Source organism: Streptomyces sp. 378 (assembly GCF_030124145.1).
Lineage (GTDB): Bacteria > Actinomycetota > Actinomycetes > Streptomycetales > Streptomycetaceae > Streptomyces.
This window is the reverse complement of the sequence record NZ_JASKMS010000009.1, coordinates 1-22,861: the sequence shown is the minus strand read 5'-3', so window position 1 is coordinate 22,861 and position 22,861 is coordinate 1. Positions and strand designations below refer to the sequence as shown.

At 72.1% G+C, this 22,861-nt stretch carries 21 protein-coding genes and 1 pseudogene; 9 read left to right on the top strand and 13 right to left on the bottom strand.

Going from position 1 to position 22,861, the window contains the following annotated elements:
• Positions 1-73 precede the first annotated feature (73 nt).
• Positions 74-1,051 (top strand): alpha/beta hydrolase, encoded by a 978-nt coding sequence (locus tag QNO09_RS14690; protein WP_283970610.1) that lies wholly within the window; start codon positions 74-76, stop codon positions 1,049-1,051.
• Between the two features lie 394 nt (positions 1,052-1,445).
• Here the strand turns inward: QNO09_RS14690 and QNO09_RS14685 are convergent, their stop codons facing one another.
• The 8 genes from QNO09_RS14685 to QNO09_RS14650 form a co-directional block, all read right to left on the bottom strand.
• Positions 1,446-1,820 (bottom strand): roadblock/LC7 domain-containing protein, encoded by a 375-nt coding sequence (locus QNO09_RS14685; RefSeq protein ID WP_030847269.1) that lies wholly within the window; start codon positions 1,818-1,820, stop codon positions 1,446-1,448.
• Between the two features lie 57 nt (positions 1,821-1,877).
• Complete coding sequence (locus QNO09_RS14680) at positions 1,878-2,399, bottom strand: roadblock/LC7 domain-containing protein (protein ID WP_283970609.1); 522 nt, start codon at positions 2,397-2,399, stop codon at positions 1,878-1,880.
• Between the two features lie 38 nt (positions 2,400-2,437).
• The gene (locus QNO09_RS14675) at positions 2,438-3,292 is read right to left on the bottom strand and encodes a hypothetical protein (protein ID WP_283970608.1); all 855 of its coding nucleotides are present in this window, start codon (positions 3,290-3,292) and stop codon (positions 2,438-2,440) included.
• Positions 3,289-3,717 (bottom strand): hypothetical protein, encoded by a 429-nt coding sequence (locus QNO09_RS14670; RefSeq protein ID WP_283970607.1) that lies wholly within the window; start codon positions 3,715-3,717, stop codon positions 3,289-3,291. The genes QNO09_RS14675 and QNO09_RS14670 overlap by 4 nt, the downstream gene beginning before the upstream one ends.
• A 446-nt stretch (positions 3,718-4,163) precedes the next feature.
• The gene (locus QNO09_RS14665; protein ID WP_283970606.1) at positions 4,164-4,961 is read right to left on the bottom strand and encodes a DUF2382 domain-containing protein; all 798 of its coding nucleotides are present in this window, start codon (positions 4,959-4,961) and stop codon (positions 4,164-4,166) included.
• Between the two features lie 169 nt (positions 4,962-5,130).
• The gene (locus QNO09_RS14660) at positions 5,131-5,802 is read right to left on the bottom strand and encodes a DUF3618 domain-containing protein (RefSeq protein ID WP_283970605.1); all 672 of its coding nucleotides are present in this window, start codon (positions 5,800-5,802) and stop codon (positions 5,131-5,133) included.
• Positions 5,778-6,212, bottom strand: a complete 435-nt coding sequence (locus QNO09_RS14655; protein WP_283970604.1) for a phage holin family protein — start codon at positions 6,210-6,212, stop codon at positions 5,778-5,780. Before QNO09_RS14655 ends, QNO09_RS14660 begins: the two co-directional genes overlap by 25 nt.
• Before the next feature lies 1 nt (position 6,213).
• On the bottom strand, positions 6,214-6,807 hold the full coding sequence (locus QNO09_RS14650; RefSeq protein ID WP_283970603.1) for a hypothetical protein: 594 nt from the start codon (positions 6,805-6,807) through the stop codon (positions 6,214-6,216).
• Between the two features lie 647 nt (positions 6,808-7,454).
• Between QNO09_RS14650 and QNO09_RS14645 the strand changes: the two genes are divergently transcribed.
• Positions 7,455-9,344: an ATP-binding cassette domain-containing protein gene (locus QNO09_RS14645; RefSeq protein WP_283970602.1), complete on the top strand. Its 1,890-nt coding sequence runs from the start codon at positions 7,455-7,457 to the stop codon at positions 9,342-9,344.
• 106 nt (positions 9,345-9,450) lie between these two features.
• Positions 9,451-10,086 (top strand): acetoacetate decarboxylase family protein, encoded by a 636-nt coding sequence (locus QNO09_RS14640; protein WP_283970601.1) that lies wholly within the window; start codon positions 9,451-9,453, stop codon positions 10,084-10,086.
• A 213-nt stretch (positions 10,087-10,299) separates the two neighbouring features.
• On the opposite strand, the gene QNO09_RS14635 is transcribed toward QNO09_RS14640, so the two are convergent.
• Positions 10,300-10,920, bottom strand: a complete 621-nt coding sequence (locus tag QNO09_RS14635; RefSeq protein ID WP_283970600.1) for a dihydrofolate reductase family protein — start codon at positions 10,918-10,920, stop codon at positions 10,300-10,302.
• A gap of 120 nt (positions 10,921-11,040) precedes the next feature.
• Between QNO09_RS14635 and QNO09_RS14630 the strand changes: the two genes are divergently transcribed.
• Positions 11,041-11,700: a maltokinase N-terminal cap-like domain-containing protein gene (locus QNO09_RS14630; RefSeq protein WP_283970599.1), complete on the top strand. Its 660-nt coding sequence runs from the start codon at positions 11,041-11,043 to the stop codon at positions 11,698-11,700.
• Between the two features lie 30 nt (positions 11,701-11,730).
• Here QNO09_RS14630 and QNO09_RS14625 read toward each other — a convergent pair whose 3' ends face one another.
• On the bottom strand, positions 11,731-12,675 hold the full coding sequence (locus QNO09_RS14625; protein WP_283970598.1) for a helix-turn-helix domain-containing protein: 945 nt from the start codon (positions 12,673-12,675) through the stop codon (positions 11,731-11,733).
• Between the two features lie 102 nt (positions 12,676-12,777).
• Between QNO09_RS14625 and QNO09_RS14620 the strand changes: the two genes are divergently transcribed.
• From QNO09_RS14620 to QNO09_RS14610, 3 genes are all read left to right on the top strand, one after another.
• Entirely contained in the window at positions 12,778-13,809 is a 1,032-nt protein-coding gene (locus tag QNO09_RS14620) for a saccharopine dehydrogenase family protein (RefSeq protein WP_283970597.1), read from the top strand.
• 417 nt (positions 13,810-14,226) lie between these two features.
• The gene (locus QNO09_RS14615) at positions 14,227-15,324 is read left to right on the top strand and encodes an ABC transporter substrate-binding protein (RefSeq protein ID WP_283970596.1); all 1,098 of its coding nucleotides are present in this window, start codon (positions 14,227-14,229) and stop codon (positions 15,322-15,324) included.
• A gap of 232 nt (positions 15,325-15,556) precedes the next feature.
• Entirely contained in the window at positions 15,557-18,208 is a 2,652-nt protein-coding gene (locus tag QNO09_RS14610; protein ID WP_283970793.1) for a SpoIIE family protein phosphatase, read from the top strand.
• Positions 18,209-18,405: 197 nt separating this feature from the next.
• On the opposite strand, the gene QNO09_RS14605 is transcribed toward QNO09_RS14610, so the two are convergent.
• Together QNO09_RS14605 and QNO09_RS14600 are read right to left on the bottom strand one after the other, a co-directional pair.
• Positions 18,406-19,113, bottom strand: coding sequence for a GNAT family N-acetyltransferase (locus tag QNO09_RS14605; protein WP_283970595.1), 708 nt, complete (start codon positions 19,111-19,113; stop codon positions 18,406-18,408).
• A gap of 444 nt (positions 19,114-19,557) precedes the next feature.
• Positions 19,558-20,424: a GDSL-type esterase/lipase family protein gene (locus QNO09_RS14600; RefSeq protein ID WP_283970594.1), complete on the bottom strand. Its 867-nt coding sequence runs from the start codon at positions 20,422-20,424 to the stop codon at positions 19,558-19,560.
• Positions 20,425-20,871: 447 nt separating this feature from the next.
• On the opposite strand from QNO09_RS14600, the pseudogene QNO09_RS14595 reads away from it, so the two are divergent.
• Positions 20,872-21,939, top strand: a pseudogene (locus QNO09_RS14595) (rhamnogalacturonan lyase family protein); the annotation flags it as partial.
• Between the two features lie 166 nt (positions 21,940-22,105).
• Positions 22,106-22,267 carry a hypothetical protein gene (locus QNO09_RS14590; RefSeq protein ID WP_283970593.1) on the top strand — a complete coding sequence of 54 codons (162 nt, stop codon included), beginning with the start codon at positions 22,106-22,108 and terminating at the stop codon, positions 22,265-22,267.
• A 362-nt stretch (positions 22,268-22,629) separates the two neighbouring features.
• Here the strand turns inward: QNO09_RS14590 and QNO09_RS14585 are convergent.
• Positions 22,630-22,861, bottom strand: a 232-nt coding sequence (locus QNO09_RS14585) for a substrate-binding domain-containing protein (RefSeq protein ID WP_283970592.1), incomplete at its 5' end; no start/stop codon positions are given.

Here is a 22,861-nt window from a genome sequence, read left to right as displayed (position 1 = left end):
AGGCTTGGCGCGCGGCGCGGCGGGCGCTGGAGGATCGGTGGACCGCACACCCCTCCGGATCGCGGGAGGATCCATGCCGCAGACGTCCGCCGCCGACCGCGCGCATCGCCTGGTGACCACACCGGCCGGCCGCACCCACCTCGTGGAGCAGGGGGCCGGGCCGCTCGTGCTCCTGCTGCACGGATTCCCCGAGTCCTGGTACTCCTGGCGCCACCAGCTCCCGGCTCTGGCCGCGGCCGGCTACCGCGCGGTCGCCGTGGACGTACGCGGATACGGACGCTCGTCCCGGCCGCCGGAGACGGACGCGTACCGGATGCTCCAACTGGTGGAGGACAACGTCGCCGTGGTGGAAGCCCTGGGCGAGCCGTCCGCCGTGCTCGTCGGGCACGACTGGGGTGCGACCATCGCGGCGACCTCCGCGCTGGTCCGGCCGGACGTCTTCCGCGCGGTGGGCCTGCTGAGCGTGCCGTACACCCCGCCCGGCGGGCCGAGACCGAGTGAGGTCTTCGCGCGCATGGGCGGTGACGAGGAGTTCTACGTCTCCTACTTCCAGGAGCCCGGCCGGGCCGAGGCGGAGATCGAGCCCGACGTGCGCGGCTGGCTCGCCGGTTTCTACGCGGCCCTGTCGGCGGACACGCTGCCCGGGGCCGACCCTCATTTCGTGGCCCGCGGCGGTCGGCTGCGCGACCGGTTTCCCGTCGGCCGGCTGCCGGACTGGCTGAGCGAGGCCGACCTGGACGTCTATGCCGCGGAGTTCGAACGCACCGGATTGACCGGCGCCCTGAACCGCTACCGGAACATGGATCGCGACTGGGAGGACCTGGCGGACTTCGCCGGCGCCCCGCTCACCCAGCCGTCGCTGTTCATCGGGGGCCGTCTGGACGCGGCCACGACCTGGCTGGCCGACGCGATCGCGGCGTACCCGACCACACTGCCCGGTCTGAGGGCCTCGCACCTGCTGGAGGACTGCGGTCACTTCGTCCAGCAGGAGCGCCCGGCCGACACCAACCGGCTCCTGGTCGAGTGGCTCTCCGGCCTTCCCGCCACATGACGTGGTCGCCCTCCGGTTCGGCGCTCAGCAGCTCCGTGCCCCGCTCGGCCATCACGTCCCGCGGGCCGGTCGACGAGGTCGTCCGCCGCCCCGAACGCCGACAGCATCTCCAGGGTGTGGGGCTGGATCGCCGGGGCGCGTGACTCCAGGGCGCGATCCACAGAGTGATGGTCCGCGAATCCGGAACGGCGTTTTACAGGCGCGCAGTTGAGTCGCGAGGGAGAGTCCGTCGGCCCGCGCCCACCACCAGCACGTCGAGCGAGGCCGGCATGGCACCGACCGTGGACGCGGCCGGCTGCGCGCAGGTCGTGGCCGCGCGACATGGAGGGGCCCTCCGCGACGTGTCCGTGGCGGAGGGCTCCCGTCCGGTGGTGCCGGTTGGGACCTTCCGGGTTCAGACCTCCAGGTCGGCTTCGATGCGGCGCAATTGGTGGCGGGCCATCGCGAGATTGGCCCGGCTCCCGTCGAGCACGAGGTAGAGGAAGAGGCCGCTGCCCCCGCGTCCCTTCAGCAGGCGGATGAGGTGGTACTGGGTGTTCAGGGTGATCAGGATGTCCTCGATCTCCTCCTTCAGCCCCAGGTGCTCCATCGTGCGCAGCTTGGACCGCACGACGTCGGTGTTGCCCGCGGCGGCGACTTCGAGGTTGAAGTCCTTGCTGCCACCGAGGGTGCCGAGGGCCATGCCGCTGGTGTAGTCGACGAGTGCGACGGCGGTCGCTCCGTCGATGGAGCTCAGGCATTCCTTCAGCGCGGTCTCCGTGTTGGCCATGCGCTCGGTTCCTTTCCTTCGGTTTTCTACTTCGGTGGGTCAAGCGGTTCGGATGGCTCAGATGCCGGTCTGCGGGCCCGGTTGGTGTGGGGGCCGCTGCGGGGTGCGCACCGGGAGGGTGCCGATGGGGCGGTCCGCGCCCGGGGCCACGGTGGCGAGGTGCTCCTCGGGCGCGGGCCGGTCGGCGTGGCGGCCGGTGCCGGGCACCACGCGTGTGGCCACGAGGTCGGCGATCCGGGCGCCGCTGCGCCGGCCTTCGAGGTGGAGGCGGCCGACGTTGACGCGGTCCTCGGCGAGGAGGGTGAGGACGGCGGTCGTTCCGGCGGCGTAGGTCGCCACGTAGCCTCCGGAGCCCCGCACCAGCAGTTCGCGGAAGTCCCCGCGGGCGGCGGCGTCGGTCATGCGGTAGGCGACGCCCAGGGCGGCGGCGGTGAGCGCCGCGAGTCCCTCCGGTTCGGTGTCCGGCACGTCGTGGGCGAGGACGAGTCCGTCGACGGTGGCCGCGAGGGAGCCCGTCAGCCGGGGGACGCGGGTGCGGAGCCGACGCAGTTCGTTCAGGACGTCGGTCTCGACGGCCATGAGCAGTCTCCTTTCGGCACGCTGTCTTCGCGCGCGGATCACAGTGCCTCCAAGGCGTGCAGGAGCCGTCGCAGCAGTGCGGTGTCGGGCTCGTCCGGTGCCGCGGGACGAGGGGTGGGGCCCGACTCGGCGGACGCGGGGGCGGGGGCGGGGGCGGGGGCGGACGCTGGGGTGGGGACGGGGGCTGCGGCCGGGGAAGGGGTGGGGGCCAGGGGGGCCACGGGGGTCACCAGCCCGGCCGCGGCGAGGCGGCGGAGTTCCACGAGGGTGTGGAACGTGCGGCAGGCGAGGGCGGTGGCGATCTGGGCGGCGGTGCGGACACCGTCGACCTGGGCGAGCGTCCGGCCGCGGCGGAGCGGCAGGTCGGCGGTGTCCGGCCCGGGCACCCGGGCGAGAGGCGCCCGGTCGACGGCGGGCTCGGGCCATATGCGGTGCAGCAGTTCGCGACGTCGTCTGGACTCCCGCAGGACGGTGGCCACCGGTACGGAACGGACCGCCCCGAGCCAGTGTGCGGCTCCGGGGCGGAACCGCAGCGCGGGTCCGTCATGGGCGAGGACGAAGTACGCCGCGTCGAACAGGGCGCCCAGGTGGCACAGTTCCAGCGCGCCGGCGGCGAGGTGGCCGCTGTCCACCAGCTGCCGTCCGACGCGGCAGCGGCGGCCGGCCCGGTCGATGGCCTCCCACCAGCCGTCCGGGGCGAGCGCACCGCTGTGGGTGAGCAGGTCGCCGAGGTCGGGTGTGACGGCGGATTCGACGTGGACGACGTGTCCCGCCGCGAGGTAGACGATCCCCGACTCGGTGGACAGGGCTCCGGTGGCGCCCTGCGCGGCGAGGGTGCCGAGCGTGGCCGAGGCCGGTTCGCCCGAGCGCGCCGTCAGGGTCGACGGGGTCATCCGAGCACCAGCCGGTCCGTCATCTCGGCCAGCCGGATGCGGGCCAGGGCCAGGTTCCCCTCGCGGCGGTCGAGCCACAGGTGCACGAACACGGTGCTGTCGAACGTCGTGGTGACGAACCTGAGCAGGTGGTACGAGTCGGCGTTGGTGATGATCAGGTCCTGGACGGGGGGTTCCTTGCCGGACGGACCGCCCGGGTCGTCATCCGGCGGTGCACCCGGCTCCCCACCGGTCAGCGCGAGGGCGCCGCTCTCGGTGGCGAGGCGGGCGAGTTCCGCGGTCTCCGCAGCCGTCGCCTCCACATCGCCACCGGGTGCGTCACCCACCGCACCCAGCGCGAGACCACTGATCCAGTCGACCACCGACGCCCCTCGAGCACCTGGCAGCCGCATGGCCTCCAGCAGACTCTCGTCGATTCCGGGCACGCCGAACCCCCTCCCCCTGCACGGCCGTTCCCGCGAACGTGAGCACGACACTACGGAATGTGCTTGGCGCAGGTGAACGCTTTGGCATTTTCCAAAGGAATGTGCAGGGAAGCAGACGGAGGTGAGCTAGTACGGTCGCGTGGCGGGCAGGATGCGTCGCGAACACCCCGCACCGCACAGGTCGTTGTGCCGTTCACCGGCCCAAGGGCGGGAGACAGTCGGCCCTTCCACGCCCACGGTCGTAGCTTCTCGAGGTCGCGGACGGCCCGGCTCCGGGCGACGCGCCCGCCGGCCTCGGTCACCGAGCCGAGCAACCGGTAGGCCACAGTGCCCAGTTGCCGTCGCTAGTCGGCTGTCTCACCCGTCCTGGCCCCGCAGACCTTGTCGAGCTACCGCCGCGAGAGAGGGAGGACCCTCGGTCCTCCCTCCCGGGCGCTCACTGGAGATCAGGGGCGCCGACGGTCCTCGGACTCGTCGTCGGTTCCCTCGGTTTCCATGCGCTCCTTGCGGACCTCGCCGGTGACGGTCTCCTCATCGGTGACCTCTTCGGTGGTCAGACGCACCCGCTCCTTCGGTACCGCCCTGGTCTCCACCACGGGCTCCTCCTCGTACAGGGTGACGTCGTGCTCGGCCTCGGTGATGTCCGAGCCGGACATGGCACTGTCCCGGTTGGCGTCGGTGATCGGCTCGCGCTCCACGCGGACCTCTTCATGACGTACGGGGACGGTGTACTGCTGCTCCTCGGTGACGACGTACTTGCGCAGCCGCGCCCGGCCGGCCTCGCGGCGTTCGACACCGATGTGCAGTTCCTCCTCGGACCGCGTCATGGCGTTCTCGCCGGTGTCGGCGGTGCCGGCGGCCTGGCCGATGTCGGCGGTGCCGGTGGTCTCGCCGGTGCCGGAACGCGTGTCCTGCCAGGCGGCATCCCAGTCGATGCCGTAGTGCTCGTACAGGCGCTGTTCCTCCTGCTCGGACAGGTGGCCGCCGGCATCGACGTCGACGTTGGGCGCGTCCTTGACCTGGTCCTTGGCGAACGGTACCTCGAGGTGGTCCTCGATGACGTCCGCGTCATGGATGGGCACGAAGGACTCCTTGGTGCCGAACATGCCGGTCCGCACGCTGACCCACTCGGGCTCGCCGGTGACGTCGTCGAAGAAGACGTGCCTGGCGTCGCCGATCTTGTCGCCCCTGGCATCATGGACCGGGTGGTCCAGCACGGTGGGGATCTGCTCTCGGGTAATCATGCTTCTCCTGACTCTTCTGTCACGCCTCCCGGTGGCACATGGCCGACCGGCTGGTACGTCAGCCGTCGACTCCGCCGTGTCCGGCCCCTGCGATCGGCTCCGGAGACGGTGGGTCGAGGTGGGCCGCGCTGGTGCCCGCCTACGGCTGACCAGGCGGGCCGCGGGTGGTCTACGGTCCAGTGCCGCGGGTCTGCCCGCGTGCTTCCTCGGCCGTGCCCTGTGCGGACTGACGGGCCTGGTCGGTGACCTGCCCGGCTTGGTCCCTCGCCTGTTCCTTGGTGGTGCGGGCGGCTTCGGAGGCGGTGTCCTTGACCTCCTGGACGGCCTGGCGGCCCGCTTCGGTGGCGTCCTCCTTCAGATGCTGCGCGGACTCCAGCGCGGCCTGTTTCACCGGCTCGACGGCCTGCCCGGCCCGCTCAGCCGCCTTCTCCTCTGCCTGCGAGGTGGGCAGCAGCGAGGCGGTCAGCAGTCCCGCGCCGAAGGCGATCAGACCGGCCGCCAGCGGGTTGCCCTGCGTCTGCCGCATCGCCTGCTCCGGGGCCTGCCGTGCCGCCTGACCCGCCTGCTCGGCCGTCTGGCGAGCGGAGTCCGCGACCTGGCCCGTGGTGTCCTGCACCGACTGGGTTGCCCGCTTGGTGCGGTCGGAGGTCTGCCCGGTGATCTCCGAGGCGCTGCCCATCACCCGTTCCCGGGCTCCGTGCAGTGCGCCGCGGACGCGCCGGGTGCGGCGCCGGACGATCCGGCGGGGGCGAGCGCGGTCGGCCAACCGGGAGACGTCCTCGGACAGTCTCTCCCGCGTGTTCTCGATGTCGGCCCTTATCTGGTCGGGTGCCGTGCCCATTGCATGTCCTCCTTCAGCGTCTGCATGGTCCGCTCCGGCTTCGGTGACACCGTGCGCATCTGCGTCCGGCCCCGGCGGTAGAGGATCAGTCCGATCACCGCCCACACCGCGGTGACGATCAGCGCGGCCCATCCCAGGTCCATGACGTTGCCCAGGCCGAACATCGCCGCCAGGCTCAGGAACAGGGCCACCATGTAGCCCGCGAAACCTGCGCCGCCGAACATCCCGGCGGCCTTGCCCGCCTTGGTGGCCTCCTCCCGGATCTCGGCCTTGGCCAGTTCCGCCTCCTGGCGCAGCAGTTGCTGCACGTCCGACGTCACCGTCGACAGCAGTTCCCCCACCGAGGCGTCGTCCTGCCCGCGGTGCTCGGCGGCGTACCGCCGCGAAGCGTGTGGCGTGAGCGATGCCATCTCACGCCTCCCCGTAACCCGGCAGTTCCGGCGGCGCCGCGTCCTCGGGCAGGCTCTGCCGGCCGGGGGGCTGCGACGCAGTGGACGATCCGCCGGATCCGTCCGCCTTGCTGCCGGCCTTCGCCAGCCGGCCGACGGCGAACCCGGCCAGCACCGCCCCGCCCAGAAAGGCGCCCGGACGCCGGCGGGCGAAGTCCTGCACGTCGCCGGCCAAACCTCCCACGCCTCGTTCCTCCAGGTAGTCGGCGGCTCGGTGACCGCGGTCGGCCACCTGGACCACGAGGCTCTTGGCGGGTGAGTCCTTGTCGGCGCCCTTGGCGAGACCGGACAGCTCGTCCGCCCACTCCCGTATCACCTGCGCTCCGCGTCGCGCCTGGCTCTCGGCCTCCTCTGCGACCCGTGACCGCAGGTCACCGGCCATCGCGTCGGCCTGCGCCCTGGCCTCACCGGTGACGGCTCTCACCTGCTCGGCGGCCGTGCCGACGACCTCACTCGCCCCTTCCCTGGCCTGATCGGCCGTGGCCGACGCCTCCTGCTTCGCCGTCTGACCGGCCTGCTGAGCGCGCCCGCTGCTCATGTTCGCCATCTCGCTCATGGGTCCTCTCCCTCAGGCACCGCCCGTGGATCTGCTCTCGTCGGAACCCGGACCGCCCACGGCGTCGGCATACGTCGCCCACCACCGCGCTTCGGCGCGTCCGGCCGGGTGCCGGGGCTGGTCGCCGGCTCCTCGTGCTCCGGCGTCCGTCCCTCGCGCACTCTCCTCGGTTAACCACGCCCGTCAGGACAAAACGGAAGCAAGAGGATTTTTCGGACCATCGGGCCGAACGGGCTTCCGCGGGTCGTCACCTTCTCTTCGGCGGACTCCCGCGACCGTCGCTCGATCGCATCACTCTGCGCGCCCGGAGGCCGCCCCTTCGCGCCGCTCGCCCAGTGGCGTCCCGTCCCGGCGACGCGGGATGCGGGACCCGGTGGCGCCGTCGGCCTGGCCAATGACCCGAGGTCGACCTCCCCGAACGCGAAGGCCGCCGAGATCCCACACGCCACAGGTGTTTCAAGCCTCCGCGATTCGGCCAACCCCGCGCTCCCGTGATCGGCCCCAGCAATGAGCCGCCCCGGTCGATCCCTTGTGCGGCAAGGGTCCCCGCACGTCCGGAATCGAGCGCGTTCGATTCGGGCGCCACATCGTTAGGCCGTGCACCGCCGAGCCGTCCGGGCACGGCACGGACCTCCGGGAGGAACCGGGTGACGACGACCGACACCTCGACCGCCGACGAGAACACTCCGCCCCCTCCCCCGCCCGCGACTCTCACCTTCGGCGGGAAGTACGGCAAGAACCCGCTGGCCGACGCCGGTTTCGCTGCGATGTGCCGCCGCCTTCCCTCGGTGCTCGGGCACACCGCGCGGATGGCATGGGCCGTCGACAAGACCGGAGTCGTCCTGCTCCTCGCGTGCCAGCTCCTCACCGGCCTCGCGGCGGCCGTCGTCCTCGCGTTCACCGCGCAGGCCATGACGCACGTCCTCGGCGGTGGCGCTGTTCCCGAACGGCTGCACGGTGCGCTGCCCGCCCTCGTCGTGGTGACGGCAGCCGCGGCCGTGGGCCGGGTCAGCGGTGCCCTCGCCTCTTACGCCGACGGCCGCATCACTCCCCTGCTGACGACCGAGGCGGACATCGCCCTGGTCGCCGCGGTGTGCCGGGTGGAGAGCTCCGCCTACGGCGAGGACGGTTTCGCCGACCGGCAGGAAGCCGCCGAAGTCGGGGTCACCCGCACCCGGTTGATGGTTCAGGACGCCCAGCGGTTCCTGTCCGCCCTGATCCGCATGATCGCCGCGAGCGGAGTCATCACCGCACTGCACCCGCTGATGCTGCCCGTGCTGCTCCTGGCCGTCCTGCCGGCCGGCGCCGGAGCCGTCCTGTCCGCGCGCGTCGACTACGAGACCCACTACCTCAACGTCGGTGACCGCAACGTGCGTTCGATGATGCGCTGGTGGGCCACCTACTCCCGGTTCGGCGACGAGGTCCGCGCCAACGGCATGACCGGCTATCTCCTCTACTGGTACCGGGCGCTGTCCGACCGCATCGATCGGCGCACCCTCACCGCCGCCCCGCGTCAGCTGCGCATCGTGCTGGCCACCAGCGCCCTGGGCGGAGTGTTCCTGCTGTGCACCTGGGCCACCCTCGCCTGGCTGGCCGCCGGTGGCCGGGTCGCCCTGCCCGTCGCCGCCACAGCCGTCGTCGCCGTGCAGACCACCCTGGCCGCGCTCGGCCAATTCGTCATCCACGGCGCCGCGATGTTCCACACCTCGCTCTATCTGGCCGACATGCGGGCCTTCCTCGACCTGGCCGCCGAACGCGCCCCGCGGCGCGGTGAGTCGGCCATCCCCGAACGCGTCGACGAGATCCGCCTCGACGAGGTCGTCCACCGGTACCCGGGCAAGGACGAACCCGCCGTCGCCGGAGTGTCGCTCACCCTCCGCCGGGGAGAGATCCTGGCGATCGTCGGCGAGAACGGCTCGGGCAAGTCCACCCTCGCCAAGCTGATCACCGGAATCCTCCTGGCCGACAAGGGACGCGTCCTGTGGGACGGCGTCGACCTCGCTCAAGCCGACCCCGACGCCGTGTGGAAGCGAACCGCGCTGGTGCCGCAGAACTTCGCCTGCTGGCCCCTGCGCGCCCGCGAGAACATCACTCTCGGGCAGCCGAAGACGTTCGACGACGGTCCCGTGTGGGACGTGGTCGACGCCGTCGGCATGCGCGAGGCGATCGAGAAACTGCCCCGCCGGCTCGACACGCTCCTCGCGAAGGAGCTGTGGGGCGGCGCCGAGCTCTCCGGCGGCCAGTGGCAGCGCCTGGTGTGCGCACGCGCCCTGTACCGCCGGACACCGCTCCTCATCCTGGACGAGCCGACCTCCCAGATGGACGCCCGTGGCGAGCACGCCATCTTCCTGGAGATCAAGCGGATCGCCGCCGAGCGCGTGACGATCGTCGTCACCCACCAACTGGAGAACACCCGCCTCGCCGACCGCGTCCTCGTCATGGACAAGGGCCGGGTCGTCGAGCAGGGGACCTACGAGGACCTCGTCCACGCCGGCGGACTGTTCGCCGAACTCGTGGCGCTGGCCAAGGACCGCTGACCCGCGCCCTTTGCGCGTGTCCTTCCGCACAGGCACCATCGCAGCAGAGGCGGACACGACCACCCGTGCCCCCGTACGAGTCCGAGCCGAGGGAAGGGGTCGCACCGTGGAGCAGCCGGCCGTCCCCTTCCCTCCCTCGCCGTGGCGCCTCACCGGCGACATGGTCGTCTCGCTGTGGCGCGTCCCCGCAGCCGAACTGCCGCCTTGGTCCCTCCCCTCCGGGGTCCGCCCGTGGATCGTGCGGCGCCGCGCCACGCTGGTCACCTTCTGGGTCGACTACCGGCCCGGCGGTGTCCTCGCCTACCGCGAGTTCCTCATCGCCCTGGCCGTACGTCACGGGCACCGCGTCGCCGCCAGCACCGTGGCCGCCTGGGTCGACGACGAACGGTCCCTGGCCGGGGGACGGGCGCTGTGGGGCATCCCGAAGGAGCTGGGCGCGATCACGCTCCACGCGGACAGCAGGAACGCCCGGGCGGAACTGACCGCCACCGGCGTTCCGCCTGTCCGCTTCACCTACGGCGACGTACTGCGGCTGCCGGTCCGGCTGCCCGCCCGGGGCCGTCTGATCCAGCAGTTGTCCGACGGCACGGTGTGCCGCGTCCCCATGCGGATCAGCGGGCGACCGGGGCTGGGTCGCGGCCGCGTCACGGCTGAGTCCGAGGCTCCCTTGTCCGTCCTCGCCCGGCACCGGCCGTTGCTGTCCGTTGCCCTGCGCGACTTCCGCAGCGCGGTGGGCAGCTGAGCGCACAGCGGGGGCCCTCGGCCGATGCCGTCGTGGACGGGACCCGGAACGTCCCGCGCGCGGCGGACCCCAGGACCGCCGCCAGGGTGAGCGCGGACGCGCCGACACGTCGGCTTCTCGGACCCCGCGACCCCCCGATCCGCGTGGCCGCCCGGTCCGACCCGACTTCGTCACCCCCCGGGGGTGTCTCGAAGGTGGCGGTCGGCGCGCGTCTCAGGGCAGCACGCGGTAGGTGACGTGCGTGACCCGGCTCGCCGCCCGCGACGTGACCTGCTCCAGCCGCAGAGGCGGGACGCCTTCGAACAGCCGCGTGCCGGCGCCGAGCGTCAGCGGCGCGATGTGCAGCCGCAGCTCGCCGATGAGGCCGGCGGCGAGGTACTGGTTGACGGTGGTCGCGCCGCCGAGGACGGTGACATCGCCGTCGCCGGCCGCCGCGCATGCCTGGGCGAGGGCCGAGGCGATGCCGTCGGTGACGAAGTGGTACGTGGTGCCGCCGTCCATCCGCTGCGGCTCACGGGCGTGGTGGGTCAGCACGAACACCGGCGCGTGGAAGGGCGGATCGCCACCCCACCAGCCGTTCCACGGCCGGTCCCACGCGCCGCGCACCGGGCCGAACATGTTGCGCCCCATGATGAACGCCCCGGCTGTGTTCAGCCGGTCGATCTCGGTCCGGTTCTCGTCGGGTGTGTCGAACATCCAGGAGTGCAGCCCGGCACCCGATCCGTCACCGCCGTCGTCTCCGAAGGGCCGTTCCTCGGTCTGGTCGAGACCGGCCGCGTACCCGTCGGCCGAGATCGTGATGTCACAGGTCACTCTGCCTGACGACTCGATCATGCCGATCTCCTCCTCGTGGCGTTCGGCATTCGAGGCTACGCGCCCCGCGGGCTCTGCCGTCGGCACGCGGATGCGAAAGTGTGAGCGTCCGCACGGACGCAACGGAAGGAATCCTCCGGCATGGCCGTCATCCACGACACGACCCTTGAGCCGAGCAAGCTGGACCTGCTCACTTCCTGGCTTCCTTCCCGGCCGTGGTACCGCGGTGGGGCGGCCGAACCGGAGCTGACGAAGGCCGGCGGCTTCCGGCTCGACGATCCGCGGGGCGAGGTGGGGATCGAGTTCATCGTGGCCACCGACACCGGCGGCCCTCGGCCGACCACATACCTGGTGCCGCTCACCTATCGCGGCGCCCCGCTCGAAGGGGCGGAGCAAGCCCTCGTGGGCACGATGGAGCACGGCGTGCTGGGGAGGCGCTGGGCCTACGACGGTTGCCGGGACGCCGTGCTGATCGGCCAGTTGGCGGCCCTGATCGAGGGCCGGGCGCAGGCCCAGGACCAGAACCTCAGCGACGTCCCCGACCGCGAGGTCGTCGTCACCGGGACCGGTGACGGCTCCCTCCCCACGGACTTCATCGCCGCCGACGACCAGGAGGGCACCACGCTGACCACACCGCAGGGCACGGCCCTCCGCGTGCACCGGGTCCTGCGGCCCGCCCCGGCCGGTTCGACGCCCCCCGCGCAGGGTGCGATCGGCCAGGTCAGCGGCTCCTGGCAGATGCCGGACGGCACTCGCGCCCGAGGGGTGTTCGCCGTCCTGCGCGGCGCCGGGCGGGCGTAGCGCCCTCCTCCGTCAGGACGTACGTGAGTATCAGGACGTACGTGAGCGGAACGTCCTGCGGTAGGCGTCCGGGGGCACGCCGACCGTGCGGTTGAAGTGACGGCGCAGTGTCGTGGCGGTCCCCATGCCGGTGGCCGTCGCGATGCTGTCGACGCTGTCGTCGCTCTTCTCCAGTAGTTCCTGGGCGTGCCGGATGCGCTGGGTCAGCAGCCACTGCAGAGGGGTCGTGCCGGTCACCGCTCTGAAGTGGCGGCCCAGGTGGCGGGAGCTCATGCCCGCCCGGCGGGCCAGGTCCTGAACGGTCAGCGGCTGGTCGAGCCGTTCGATGGCCCACGGAAGCAGGACGGCGAGCGGGTGGTCGTCCTGGTCGGGCACCGGGGCGGTGACGAACTGGGCCTGGCCGCCGGCCCGGTGCGGCGGTACGACCAGCCGGCGCGCGACGGCGTTGGCGACCGACGAGCCCAGGTCGAGGCGCACCAGGTGCAGGCACAGGTCCAGCGCGGCGGCCTTGCCGGCGGAGGTGAGCACGCTGCCGTTGTCCACGTAGAGCACGTCCGGCTCGACCTCCACCCCGGGGTGTCGGTCGGCCAGGGCCTCGGTGTGCGCCCAGTGCGTGGTGGCGCGCCGCCCGTCGAGAAGCCCTGCCGCGGCCAGGACGAACGCGCCCGTGCACAGGGAGGCCACCCGTGCGCCTGCCTCGTGTGCCTCGCGCACCGCGTCGACCAGGGGGGCGGGCGGGTCCTCGTCGATGTCGGCCCAGCCGGGGACGATCACGGTGTCGGCGTGCCGGAGCCGGTCGAGTCCGGCGTCGGGCTCCAGCCGGAACCGGCCGACCCGCACGGCGGCCGGTCCGCAGACGGCGAGGTCGTACCAGGGGACCGTCACCCCGGCCGGGGCGGAGGCGAACACCTCGCATGCCAGGGACAGTTCGAAGTGCAGCATCCCGTCGGTGACGGCCAGCGCAACAGTGGTCATGTCCGTAATTGTATGGGCCGTGTCGTTCCAGACACTCACGGCGAGGTGCTCAGCGCCGTCAGGATGGGCGCAGTCGGATCATTCGAGCACAGGGGAGAGCTCATGGGATCGGTGCGGACGGTTGCGGTGTTCGGCGCGTACGGGCACACCGGGCGGTTCGTGGTGGCGGAGCTGCGGGCGCGCGGGTTGGTCCCGGTCCTCTCCGGCCGCGACGAGGTCAGGCTCAAGGCGCTGGCGGCGTCGTACCCGGGGATCGAGGCCCGGCCGGCGTCGGCCGACGACCCGGACTCGCTCGACCGGGCCCTGGCGGGGGTGGCGGCGGTGGTCAACTGTGCCGGTCCGTTCGCGACGACCGCCGCCCCCGTGATCGAGGCGGCCCTGCGCGCCGGCATCCCGTATGTCGATGTGGCAGCCGAGATCGAGGCGAACGCGGACACGTTCGCACACTTCGCGGACCGGGCCCGCGCCGCGGGTGCGGTGATCGTCCCGGCGATGGCCTTCTTCGGCGGACTCGGCGACCTGCTGGCGACCGCGGCGATGGACGACTGGGCCACGGCCGACGAGGTGCATGTCGCGTACGCGCTGAGCGGTTGGCAACCCACGCACGGGACGCGCGCCGCGGGCGCGGTCTCCCGGCAGCGGCGCGACGGGGCGCGCGTCGTGCACCGCAACGGTCGGCTGGAGTACCGCCGGGACGCCGCGACGACGTTCCAGTGGCCCTTCCCCGAGCCACTGGGCTCCCGGGCGGTCATCGGGGAGTTCACCATGGCCGACGTCGTCACCATCCCCAGCCACCTGTCCGTCCCCGACGTGCGCACCCACATGACGGCCGAGGCGGCCCGGGACGTGTCGGCCCCGGACACATCGGCACCTACCCCGGTCGACGACCGGGGACGCTCCGCGCAGACCTTCCTCGTCGACGTCGTCGTGCGCTCCGGCGGCGGGGAGCGGCGGGCCGTGGCGCGAGGGCAGGACATCTACGCCGTGACGGCCCCCCTCGTGGTGGAGGCGGTCCACCGCATCCTCACCGGGCAGACCCGGACGGTCGGCGTCGCCTCCGCCGGCGAGATCTTCGACGCGGCCGGCTTCCTCGGCGCGCTGTCCTCGCATCTCTCCGTGGAGCTGCTTCGGTAGCGGGCCGACGATCGCTCGTGCGCAGCGGTGTGCGTCGCCTCCAGGCCGGCTCAGAACGCAAGGGCCGACTGCTCGGCGGGCCGGTCCGGCGCCGCGCCCCGCGTGCGGCGCCTGCGGCGTCCCGCAGCCGCTCCCGAGCCATCGACGCAGACGTACACCCGCTCCCTGCGCCGTCGACAGGCCGTTCAGATGCTCCACCGGCCTGATCCCCGGAGGGCCGGCAGGCAGCGAGCGGGAGGCTCGGCCGCTCCGTGACGTCGTCGACAAAAGCCGCGGATACGTGGTGGACTCCCACCCACCACACCTGTGAAGGCGGCACTTTTCCTGGTAAACACTGGCCAAAGCCGCAGGACAGAAGGGGCCGGTCGGGGCCGCCCTCCGTCACGGATGATCCAGACGACACTGGGGAGGCAGCCGGTGGGAGACGTCGGAATCGGCCGCAGAGCCTTCCTTGCCGCGGTCGGGGGGACGGCGGCCGGCGCAGCCGCGGTGTCGCTCACCGCGTGCGAGAGCCGCACGAGCCGGAGCACCACCGAGAGCAGCAGGACGCTCGTCGTCCGGAACTTCGGCGGCTCCTACGGAGAGGCCAACCGCAAGGCGGTGTACGACCCGTTCACCAGGGAGACCGGCATCCGGATCAAGACGGTGAACCTGGGGCACGCGCAGATGCTCGCCCAGATCAAGGAGGGTCGTCCGCGGTTCGACGTCATGGACATCGACATGTCCAACCTGCTGCTCTTCGCGCGTGAGGGCGCCTCCGAGCAACTGGACTACGGCCGGTTGAAGAACACCAGGAACGCGGGCATCGCCCCCTCCCTGCTCACTCCGCACGGCGTGGGCAAGAACTACTGGGCCAGCGTCCTCGCCTACCGCACCGACACCTTCGACGGGCGCAGGCCCGAGTCGTGGGCGGACTTCTGGAGCCTCGGAACCTTCCCGGGCCGCCGCGCGCTGCAGGGCGAGGTGGACTGGCCGGAGCTGGAGTTCGCCCTGCTCGCCGACGGTGTGCCGCTCGACCGGCTCTACCCCCTCGATGTGGACCGGGCCTTCAAGGTCCTCGACGAGATCAGGGGCTCGGTGCGGACGTTCTGGGAGTACGGGGCGGAGCCGGGTGAGCTGCTGTCCCGCGGCAGCGTCGTGGCCTCCAGCGCCTGGGCGGGCAGGCTCCGCAACCTGCTCGCACGAGGGACCCCGCTGGCGTACGAGTGGAACGGTGCCCGCAGGCAGAGCAACGGTTACGGAATCCCCAAGGGCTCCGCGAACCCGGACGCCGCCTACCGGCTCATCGACTTCGCGTTGCGGCCCGAGGTGCAGGCCCACATGGCGCGGCTCTTCCCCGACGGCCCCGTGGTGCCCGCCGCCTACGGGCACCTCACCGAGTCCACCGCCGTGCATCTGGCGAGCACTCCCGGCCACCTGCTGTCGGGCTTCGACCTGGACATCGCGTGGTGGCTCGAGCACGGGGACTCCGTGACCAGGCGCTGGCAGGACTGGGCTCGCACCCGAACCGACTGAATGCAGCCATATGGCTGAATATGAAGACGCATGGTAAAGAGTCGGTATGCTCCGGTACCTCGGCCGATTCTCGGCTCTCCCCTCCCCCGCCCACGGTGGCGGGCTACAGCGTCGTGCCGCGCGGCACGAGGCTGGGGAGGAGTCCGGGACCCGGCCCGCGAGAGCGCGTTGGAAGGGCCTGCCGAGGGTGCGCAGCGTCGCAGGCCAGGTGTTTCTGCTGCAATCGGTGATCATGGTGCTGTTCGCCGCCGCCGCGGGAGGGGCGCTCGTGGTGCAGGCCCGGGACTCGAGCACGCAGGAGGCCCGGCAGTTGTCGAAGGGCGTCGCCCAGTCCTTCGCACGGGCCCCGGGCACGCTGGACGGCATGAAGTCCGGCCGCCCCACGGCGCTGCTGCAACCGCGCGCGGAGGACACCCGGAAGAACACCGGCGTCGACTATGTGGTGGCCTTCGATCCGCAGGGGTTTCGCTGGACCCATCCCGACCCGGGGCTGATCGGCAAGCACGTCTACGCCGAGCGCGAGGGCGCCGCCGCCGACCGGCCGTTCACCAAGACGTTCGAGGGCAGCCTGGGCCTTGCCGTGGACACGACGGTTCCCGTCTACGACACCAACGGGATCGGCGTCGTCGGCTTCGTGTCGGTCGGTGTCACCGTGGCCAGCGTCGACGACGTGGTGCAGGACCAGTTGCCGCAGCTGCTGGGCTTCGCCGGCGGGGCGCTCGCGGTGGCCGCGGGCGGGACGGCGCTGGTCTCCTGGCGGCTGCGGCGGCAGACGCGCGGGCTGGACCCGTCCGAGATGACCCGGATGTACGAGCACCACGACGCGGTGCTGCACGCGGTGCGGGAGGGCGTACTGATCATCGGGGGCGACGGACGGCTGCTGCTCGCCAACGACGAGGCCCGGCGGCTGCTGGACCTGCCCGACGACGCCGAGGAACGCCGGGTCGGTGATCTCGGTCTGGAGGCGGGCACCGCCGCGCTGCTGGGTTCGGGCCGGCCGGTCACCGACGTGGTGCACCTGGCCGGCGACCGGCTGCTGGCGGTCAACGTGCGGCCGGTCGACCCCGACGACCGCCCTGCGGGCAGCGTGGCCACGCTGCGTGACACGACGGAGCTGCGTGCCCTGGCGGGGCGGGCGGAGGTGGCCCGGGAACGGCTGGGGCTGCTGTACGAGGCAGGGGTGCGGATCGGAACCACTCTGGATGTGGTGCGCACCGCGCAGGAACTGGCCGAGGTGGCGGTCCCCCGGTTCGCCGACGCCGCGACGGTCGATCTGCTCGATCCGATCCTGCGCGGCGCGGTGCCGGCCGGGCCCGGCCCGGGGATGCGCCGGGTGGCGGTGCACGGCGCCGACGGTGTCCGGTCCCTCTACCCGGTGGGTGAACTGATCCGCTTCGTGCCCACATCGCCCGCGGCCGTCGGCGCCGAGCGCGGCCGTGCGGTCCTGGACGTCGACCTGGCCGCTCCGGGCGGCTGGATGAACGCCCAGGACCCCGCTCGCGCCCGGCGTGTGCTGGACCTCGGTTTCCACTCCCTGATCACGGTGCCGCTCCGGGCCCGCGGTGTGGTGCTGGGCATGGCGAGCTTCTGGCGTGCGGGCGGTGTTCCCTTCGGCGCGGAGGATCTCGCCTTCGCCGAGGAACTGGCCGCCCGGGCGGCGGTGGCCGTCGACAACGCCCGCCGCTACACCCGGGAACACACCCTGGCCGAGACGCTTCAGCGCAGCCTGCTGCCCGGCTCCCTGCCCGATCACGCGGCCGTGGAGGTCGCCCACCGCTATCTGCCGGCCCTGGAGGGCGTGGGCGGCGACTGGTTCGACGTCATTCCGCTGCCCGGTGCACGGGTCGCGCTGGTGGTCGGGGACGTGGTGGGGCACGGTCTTCATGCCGCGGCGACGATGGGCCGGCTGCGTACCGCGGTGCACAACTTCTCCGCCCTGGACCTGCCCCCGGACGAGCTCCTGGGACATCTGGACGAGCTGGTCGCGCGGATCGACGACGACCGCGACGGTGACGGGAAGACCGAGCGGGACAGCGAGAGCGTGTCGGGCGCCACCTGTCTCTACGCCATCTACGATCCGGCGTCCGGGATGTGCTCCCTGGCCCGGTCCGGGCATCCGGAGCCGGCGCTGGTGCATCCCGACGGCACCGTGGAATTCCTGCGGGTGCCCGGTTCCCCGCCGCTCGGTCTGGGCGGCGGTCTGCCCTTCGAGACCGCCGAACGCGCCCTCCCCGAGGGTTCCCGGCTGGTCCTCTACACGGACGGTCTGATCGAGGACCGGGAGCGGGGCATCGACAGCGGTCTGGAGGCGCTGCGTGACGCGCTGGCACATTCGGGCCGGGCCCCCGAGGAGACCTGCCGGGACGTCCTGGACGCGGTGCTTCCGGCCCGGTCGAGTGACGACATCGCCCTGCTCGTCGCCCGCACCCGGCTGCTGGATCCGTCCCAGGTGGCCGAGTGGGACGTGCCCGGTGATCCGGCGGTCGTCGCGGGCATCCGGGCGGAGGTCACCGGGCGGCTGAGGACCTGGGGGCTCGAGGAGATGGCGTTCACGACCGAGTTGATCATCAGCGAGTTGGTCACCAACGCCATCCGCTACGGCATCGAACCGATCCGGCTGCGGGTGCTGCACGACGGCGACAGCCTCATCTGCGAAGTCGCCGACGGCAGCAGCACCTCACCCCATCTGCGCCGGGCCGCGACCACCGACGAGGGCGGACGGGGGCTGTTCCTCGTCGCCCAGTTCGCCCGGCGGTGGGGCACCCGCTACATGGCCCGCGGCAAGGTCATCTGGACCGAACAGTCGACCCGGAGCCCGGTCTGCGAGCCAGAGGAGGTGTCGGCCGAAGCCCTGCTGGACCAGTGGGAGGACGCGGCCTGGTGAAGCGTGCGCAGGGGCCGGAATCGCTCCGCGCCACCCGATGCTCCAGCGTCGGTCGGCCCCGTCGTCGCGGTTCCGCACGTCAACGGTTCCTCCCCTCGTCGGCCCGCTGAATGGTCGGGGCGGAACCTTGCGAAGGCAAGCGCTCTACGGGGCCGGCGCCACCGCGCGGGGCGGGCTGCGGAAGCGGATCCGGCGGCTCACGGGGTGCGGAAGCCGCGGAACGTCACGTGCTTGCGGGTCTGGAACCCGAGGCGTTCGTACAGCGCGAGCGCGCCGGTGTTCGCCTCGGCCACGTGCAGGAAGGGCCGTTCACCGCGCGCCACGATCCGTGCGACGAGCGCGCGCAGCAGGCGGACCGCGTGACCTTGCCCGCGTGCCTCGGGGGCGGTGCAGACGGCGCTGATCTCGGTCCATCCGGGAGGCCTCAGCCGCTCCCCCACCATCGCCACGAGTGTGCCGGCGTCGCGGACGCCGAGATAGGTGCCCAGTTCGTGCGTGCGTGGCCAGAAGGGCCCCGGGCGGGTCCGTTCGACGAGGCCGAGCATGTCGGGCACGCTCTCCGCGCCGAGTTCGACGACGCCGGAGCCGAACTCGGCGGGAGAGGGGTCGGGGCCGCTGTCGCCGGTCCAGATCATCTGGCGGCCCTCGAGGACGAAGACCGGCTCCCAGTCCGACGGCGGCAGGAACGGGCAGCTGAACATGTCGGCGAACTCGCCCGGTCCCAGCAGCTTGGCCAGGTCCGTCCATGCTTCGGCGTCCGGCTCGACGGACACCGCGGAGAAGGTCGCGACTCCGGGTATGTAGGTGACGGCGCCGCCGAGCCGGCGGGCGAGGTGTGCGTGGTGCCCGCGGAGCGATTCGCCCACCGGGTCGTCGAGTGCGACGGCGTCGCTGAGCCCCGTCATCGTGCTGCGCCTTCCTGCCCTCGGCCGAGCCGGTCGGCCGGGAGGCCGACACGGCGTCTTTCGGATGCAGGCAGCCATGCTAGTGTGCTGCGCCAGAAATCCGTCGGTAGATCTGTCTCGTCTCGGCGGTCGGGTTCTCGCCGCCGACCAGGGGCGTTGACCGTCCGCAGCTCAGCGGGAACTACCTAGGAACATCCGGCGCGGGACACTAGCTAGTACCGCAGCAGGCAGCGTTCGCCCCGTCGCGACGCCCGGCACGCTCCCCCGTTCTCGGCTTCGCTCGAACGGGAGGGGCCCCCACCGCCGCACCGGGCACAAGCCCAAGTACACCCAGTACGAGGGCTTGCACCCGGCACGCCGAGAGCACGCACCGGACGCCGCTCCTCGACGGGCAAACGTCGCCTGCCGCGGCACTAGTCAGCCCCGCACGAGCGGCTCGCGGCGCTACCTGAGGTACGCGGCGAGCGGGAGGTTCTGCCGTCGGACGTCACCGGCGACGAGTCCGGCGATCCGCTCTGCGCCGTACGTCTCGAAGTGGGTGCGGTCGTTGCAGAAGAAGGCGCCCACGGGACCCGATCCGAAGTCGCCGTTGTGCGGGCAGAAGCGCAGGCTGTTGTAGAGGGAGACGCTCAGCGACTGCAGGTCGACGACCGGCGCCCTGGTGGCGGAGCCGACGGCGAAGGTCTCGTTCACGAAGCCCCGGTTCTTCGTCGCCGTGTTTCCCGAGCAGGTGATCGCGGCGACCGGCGTGAGCAGCACCGGGTGCGCTCCCCGGGCCAGGGCGGCCTGCACCATCGTGGTCATCAACTGCCGGTAGCGCGCGGGGCCGACGTGTCGGGGGCAGGTCGAGGAGGAGTCGTTGATGCCGAACTGGATGAACAGGTAGTCGCCCGCCTGCATCCCGGTGCTCGCGTTCAGCATCGATTGCCAGCGTGCCGAGTAGCCATGGGACGTGAGTCGGCACTCGCCGTCCGAGCCCTTGGTGCTGCTGACGTTCCCCTCGTACATCCAGGTCTGGATGCTGCGGCCGCCCACGGCCTGGTTCCTGACGGTGACATCGGCGTTGAACAGCGCGTCGAACCGGCTGCCCCAGCCGACCGGGCAGCGGGCCGAGCCCGGGTTGGCCATGGTCGAGTCGCCGGCCAGCCACACGGTGACCGGCTGGGCGGCCGCTCGGGCGACGGGGGCAGCGGTGCCGGGGCCGCCGGAGCAGCGCGTCGCGGCACTGCCGGCCGCTGAGGCGGTACTGAGTCCGAGGCTCGACAGGGCGATCACCAGCGCGGTGGTGACGACGGTCCGTAGGTTCTTCATCGGTTTCCTCCCGGGGAAGGGGCCCTTGCGTCGGTCAGCGCAGGTGTGGGCGGCCAGGGGCCGGTTCTGCTCGCGGACGGCCTGGAGCAGGGGTGATTCGCCCGCCCATGCTGGGAGCGTTCACAACCTGTCAGGTGGGCACGAGACGCTCCTCCTCGAAAGGGAAGGTGGCGGTGCGGGAATCGCTATGAACTGCCGTCCAGCAAAACAGAGTTCGCGGGCGGGTCGACCGGTTCGACGACCTTCGACCCCAGGTGCCCGCTGAGGCGCATCCCGCAGTGTCAAGGTCCGCCACCTGGCTGTCAATCCATGAGGCACGAGAAACTCACGGATCCGAACAGGGCCGAACAGTGGACTGGACACAATCCTTGACGAGGGATCAGCCCCGTTCTTACGCTCCCTCCTCATGGGAGCGTTCCCATACCCCCCACGCCCCGGAGGCCACCCGTGTCCGGCTCGCACCCGCGCCCCCGCGCCACTTCACGACCATGGCGATCGCCCCAGCGGCCAGGCGGTCGGCTCGTCGGCGGCATCCTGGCCGCCGCCCTTGCCGTCTCCGCGCTCGTCGCACTCCCGCAGACCGCGCAAGCGGCGAGCGCCAGGCAGGTCGAGAAGCTCGACCGCGGCCTGTCCAGCGTGCACACCGACAGCGGAAACCTGGTGTCATGGCGGTGGCTGGCGACCGATCCGAACGACGTGTCGTTCAACGTCTACCGAGGCGGCACCAGACTCAACTCCTCGCCCGTCACGGCGTCGACGAACTACTTCGACGCGGGCGCCGCCGCCTCGGCCGACTACACGGTGCGTGCCGTCGTCAACGGCACCGAGCAGGCCGCGTCGGCGTCCGCGGTTCAGTTCCGCGCGGGCTACAAGGACGTGCCGATCTCCCCGCCCGCGGGCGGCACCGCTCCGGGCAACTCGGCCTACACCTACGAGGCCAACGACGCCTCCGTCGGCGACCTCGACGGCGACGGCGCCCTGGACCTCGTACTGAAGTGGCAGCCGACCAACGCCAAGGACAACTCCCAGTCCGGCTACACCGGCAACACCATCGTCGACGGCGTCAAGCTCGACGGCACCCGCCTGTGGCGCATCGATCTGGGCCGCAACATCCGCTCCGGCGCGCACTACACGCAGTTCCAGGTGTACGACTACGACGGCGACGGCAAGGCCGAGGTCGCCATGAAGACCGCCGACGGCACCCGCGACGGCACCGGCGCGGTCATCGGCAGCTCCTCCGCCGACCACCGCAACTCCAGCGGCTACGTGCTGTCCGGGCCCGAGTTCCTGACGATGTTCAACGGCCGGACGGGCAAGGCGATGCAGAGCGTCGACTACGTCCCGGGCCGCGGCACCGTCTCCTCCTGGGGCGACAACTACGGCAACCGCGTCGACCGCTTCCTGGCCGGCACCGCATACCTCGACGGCGCGCGCCCTTCACTGATCATGGCGCGGGGCTACTACACCCGATCGGTGATAGCCGCCTGGGACTGGCGGAACGGTGCCTACAACCAGCCCCCGCACCCGAGCTTCTTCATCGGCAACGCCATGCCGACGGCTCCACGCCCCACCGTCTACACCCCCTGACGCCCTGGTTGCGCGGACCCTTGGCTCTCCTGCGAGCGCGGTAGAGCCAAGGGTCCGCGAACGGCCGACGACGAGAGACCGGCGGAGTGCGAGCGTGGCGGGCGAGAGCGGCCGGATCGTCTGGCAGGTCGGCGACGGCAAGGTCACCGACGGTGCGGCCGATCGGGGGATGCCCGCGGCCTTGGAGCGCGTCGCCGACGCCCCGGGCGCGGCCTCGGGGTCGGCGGCCGGGCCGCCCTGCGCTGGGCCGGCCTGATCACCGCCTCCGACGCACTGGAGCCGTACCGCCGGAGTTGGACGTCGTCGTCCACTCCCGGCGGTGGAGTCCGCCGCCCTCACCGCCGTCGACGCGGCGTCCGCGCGGGTCCTGACCGACGGCATGGCGGAATCCGACCTCGTTTTCCTGAGCACCCTGAGGCCTATCACGACGCGTTCACCGCACGTCACCCGCAGATCACCGCCGACGCCGACGGCGCACGCATCCCGCCAGCCCCCTGATGAAGCCCGGGTCCGAGGACCACGCGAGCGCCTCCACGACCGGCCGAACGGCTCGCCCGGCCATGAGCGCGGCCCCCGGCGTTCACGTCGGGGCAATGGTCACCGCGCCGTACGTGCGCCTCAGGGGCGCTGGGAGCCGGAGGCGGGCCCGGTGCTGGCCCGCAGCGAGATGGGGGGTGTCAGCAGGTGGTGCCGAGCGGGGGCACCGGGCTGGTCGAGCCGTTCCACGAGCAGGTCGACGGCGCGCCGGCCCAACTCCTCCGCCGGTACGTCGGCGGCGGTGAGCTGCGGGGTGACCGTCTCCGCCCACCGGCTCGCCACCACTCCGGTGACGGAGAAGTCGCGCGGCACA

Bases quoted from the DNA above. Each gene is read 5' to 3' on its own strand.
- QNO09_RS14690 (WP_283970610.1), top strand. From the start codon at position 74: ATGCCGCAGACGTCCGCCGCCGACCGCGCGCATCGCCTGGTGACCACA.
- QNO09_RS14655 (WP_283970604.1), bottom strand. From the start codon at position 6,212: ATGGCATCGCTCACGCCACACGCTTCGCGGCGGTACGCCGCCGAGCAC.
- QNO09_RS14605 (WP_283970595.1), bottom strand. From the start codon at position 19,113: ATGACGGGGCTCAGCGACGCCGTCGCACTCGACGACCCGGTGGGCGAA.
- QNO09_RS14660 (WP_283970605.1), bottom strand. From the start codon at position 5,802: ATGGGCACGGCACCCGACCAGATAAGGGCCGACATCGAGAACACGCGG.
- QNO09_RS14620 (WP_283970597.1), top strand. From the start codon at position 12,778: ATGGGATCGGTGCGGACGGTTGCGGTGTTCGGCGCGTACGGGCACACC.
- QNO09_RS14685 (WP_030847269.1), bottom strand. From the start codon at position 1,820: ATGGCCAACACGGAGACCGCGCTGAAGGAATGCCTGAGCTCCATCGAC.
- QNO09_RS14625 (WP_283970598.1), bottom strand. From the start codon at position 12,675: ATGACCACTGTTGCGCTGGCCGTCACCGACGGGATGCTGCACTTCGAA.
- QNO09_RS14650 (WP_283970603.1), bottom strand. From the start codon at position 6,807: ATGAGCGAGATGGCGAACATGAGCAGCGGGCGCGCTCAGCAGGCCGGT.
- QNO09_RS14610 (WP_283970793.1), top strand. From the start codon at position 15,557: ATGGTGCTGTTCGCCGCCGCCGCGGGAGGGGCGCTCGTGGTGCAGGCC.
- QNO09_RS14635 (WP_283970600.1), bottom strand. From the start codon at position 10,920: ATGATCGAGTCGTCAGGCAGAGTGACCTGTGACATCACGATCTCGGCC.
- QNO09_RS14665 (WP_283970606.1), bottom strand. From the start codon at position 4,961: ATGATTACCCGAGAGCAGATCCCCACCGTGCTGGACCACCCGGTCCAT.
- QNO09_RS14600 (WP_283970594.1), bottom strand. From the start codon at position 20,424: ATGAAGAACCTACGGACCGTCGTCACCACCGCGCTGGTGATCGCCCTG.
- QNO09_RS14680 (WP_283970609.1), bottom strand. From the start codon at position 2,399: ATGGCCGTCGAGACCGACGTCCTGAACGAACTGCGTCGGCTCCGCACC.
- QNO09_RS14675 (WP_283970608.1), bottom strand. From the start codon at position 3,292: ATGACCCCGTCGACCCTGACGGCGCGCTCGGGCGAACCGGCCTCGGCC.
- QNO09_RS14630 (WP_283970599.1), top strand. From the start codon at position 11,041: ATGGCCGTCATCCACGACACGACCCTTGAGCCGAGCAAGCTGGACCTG.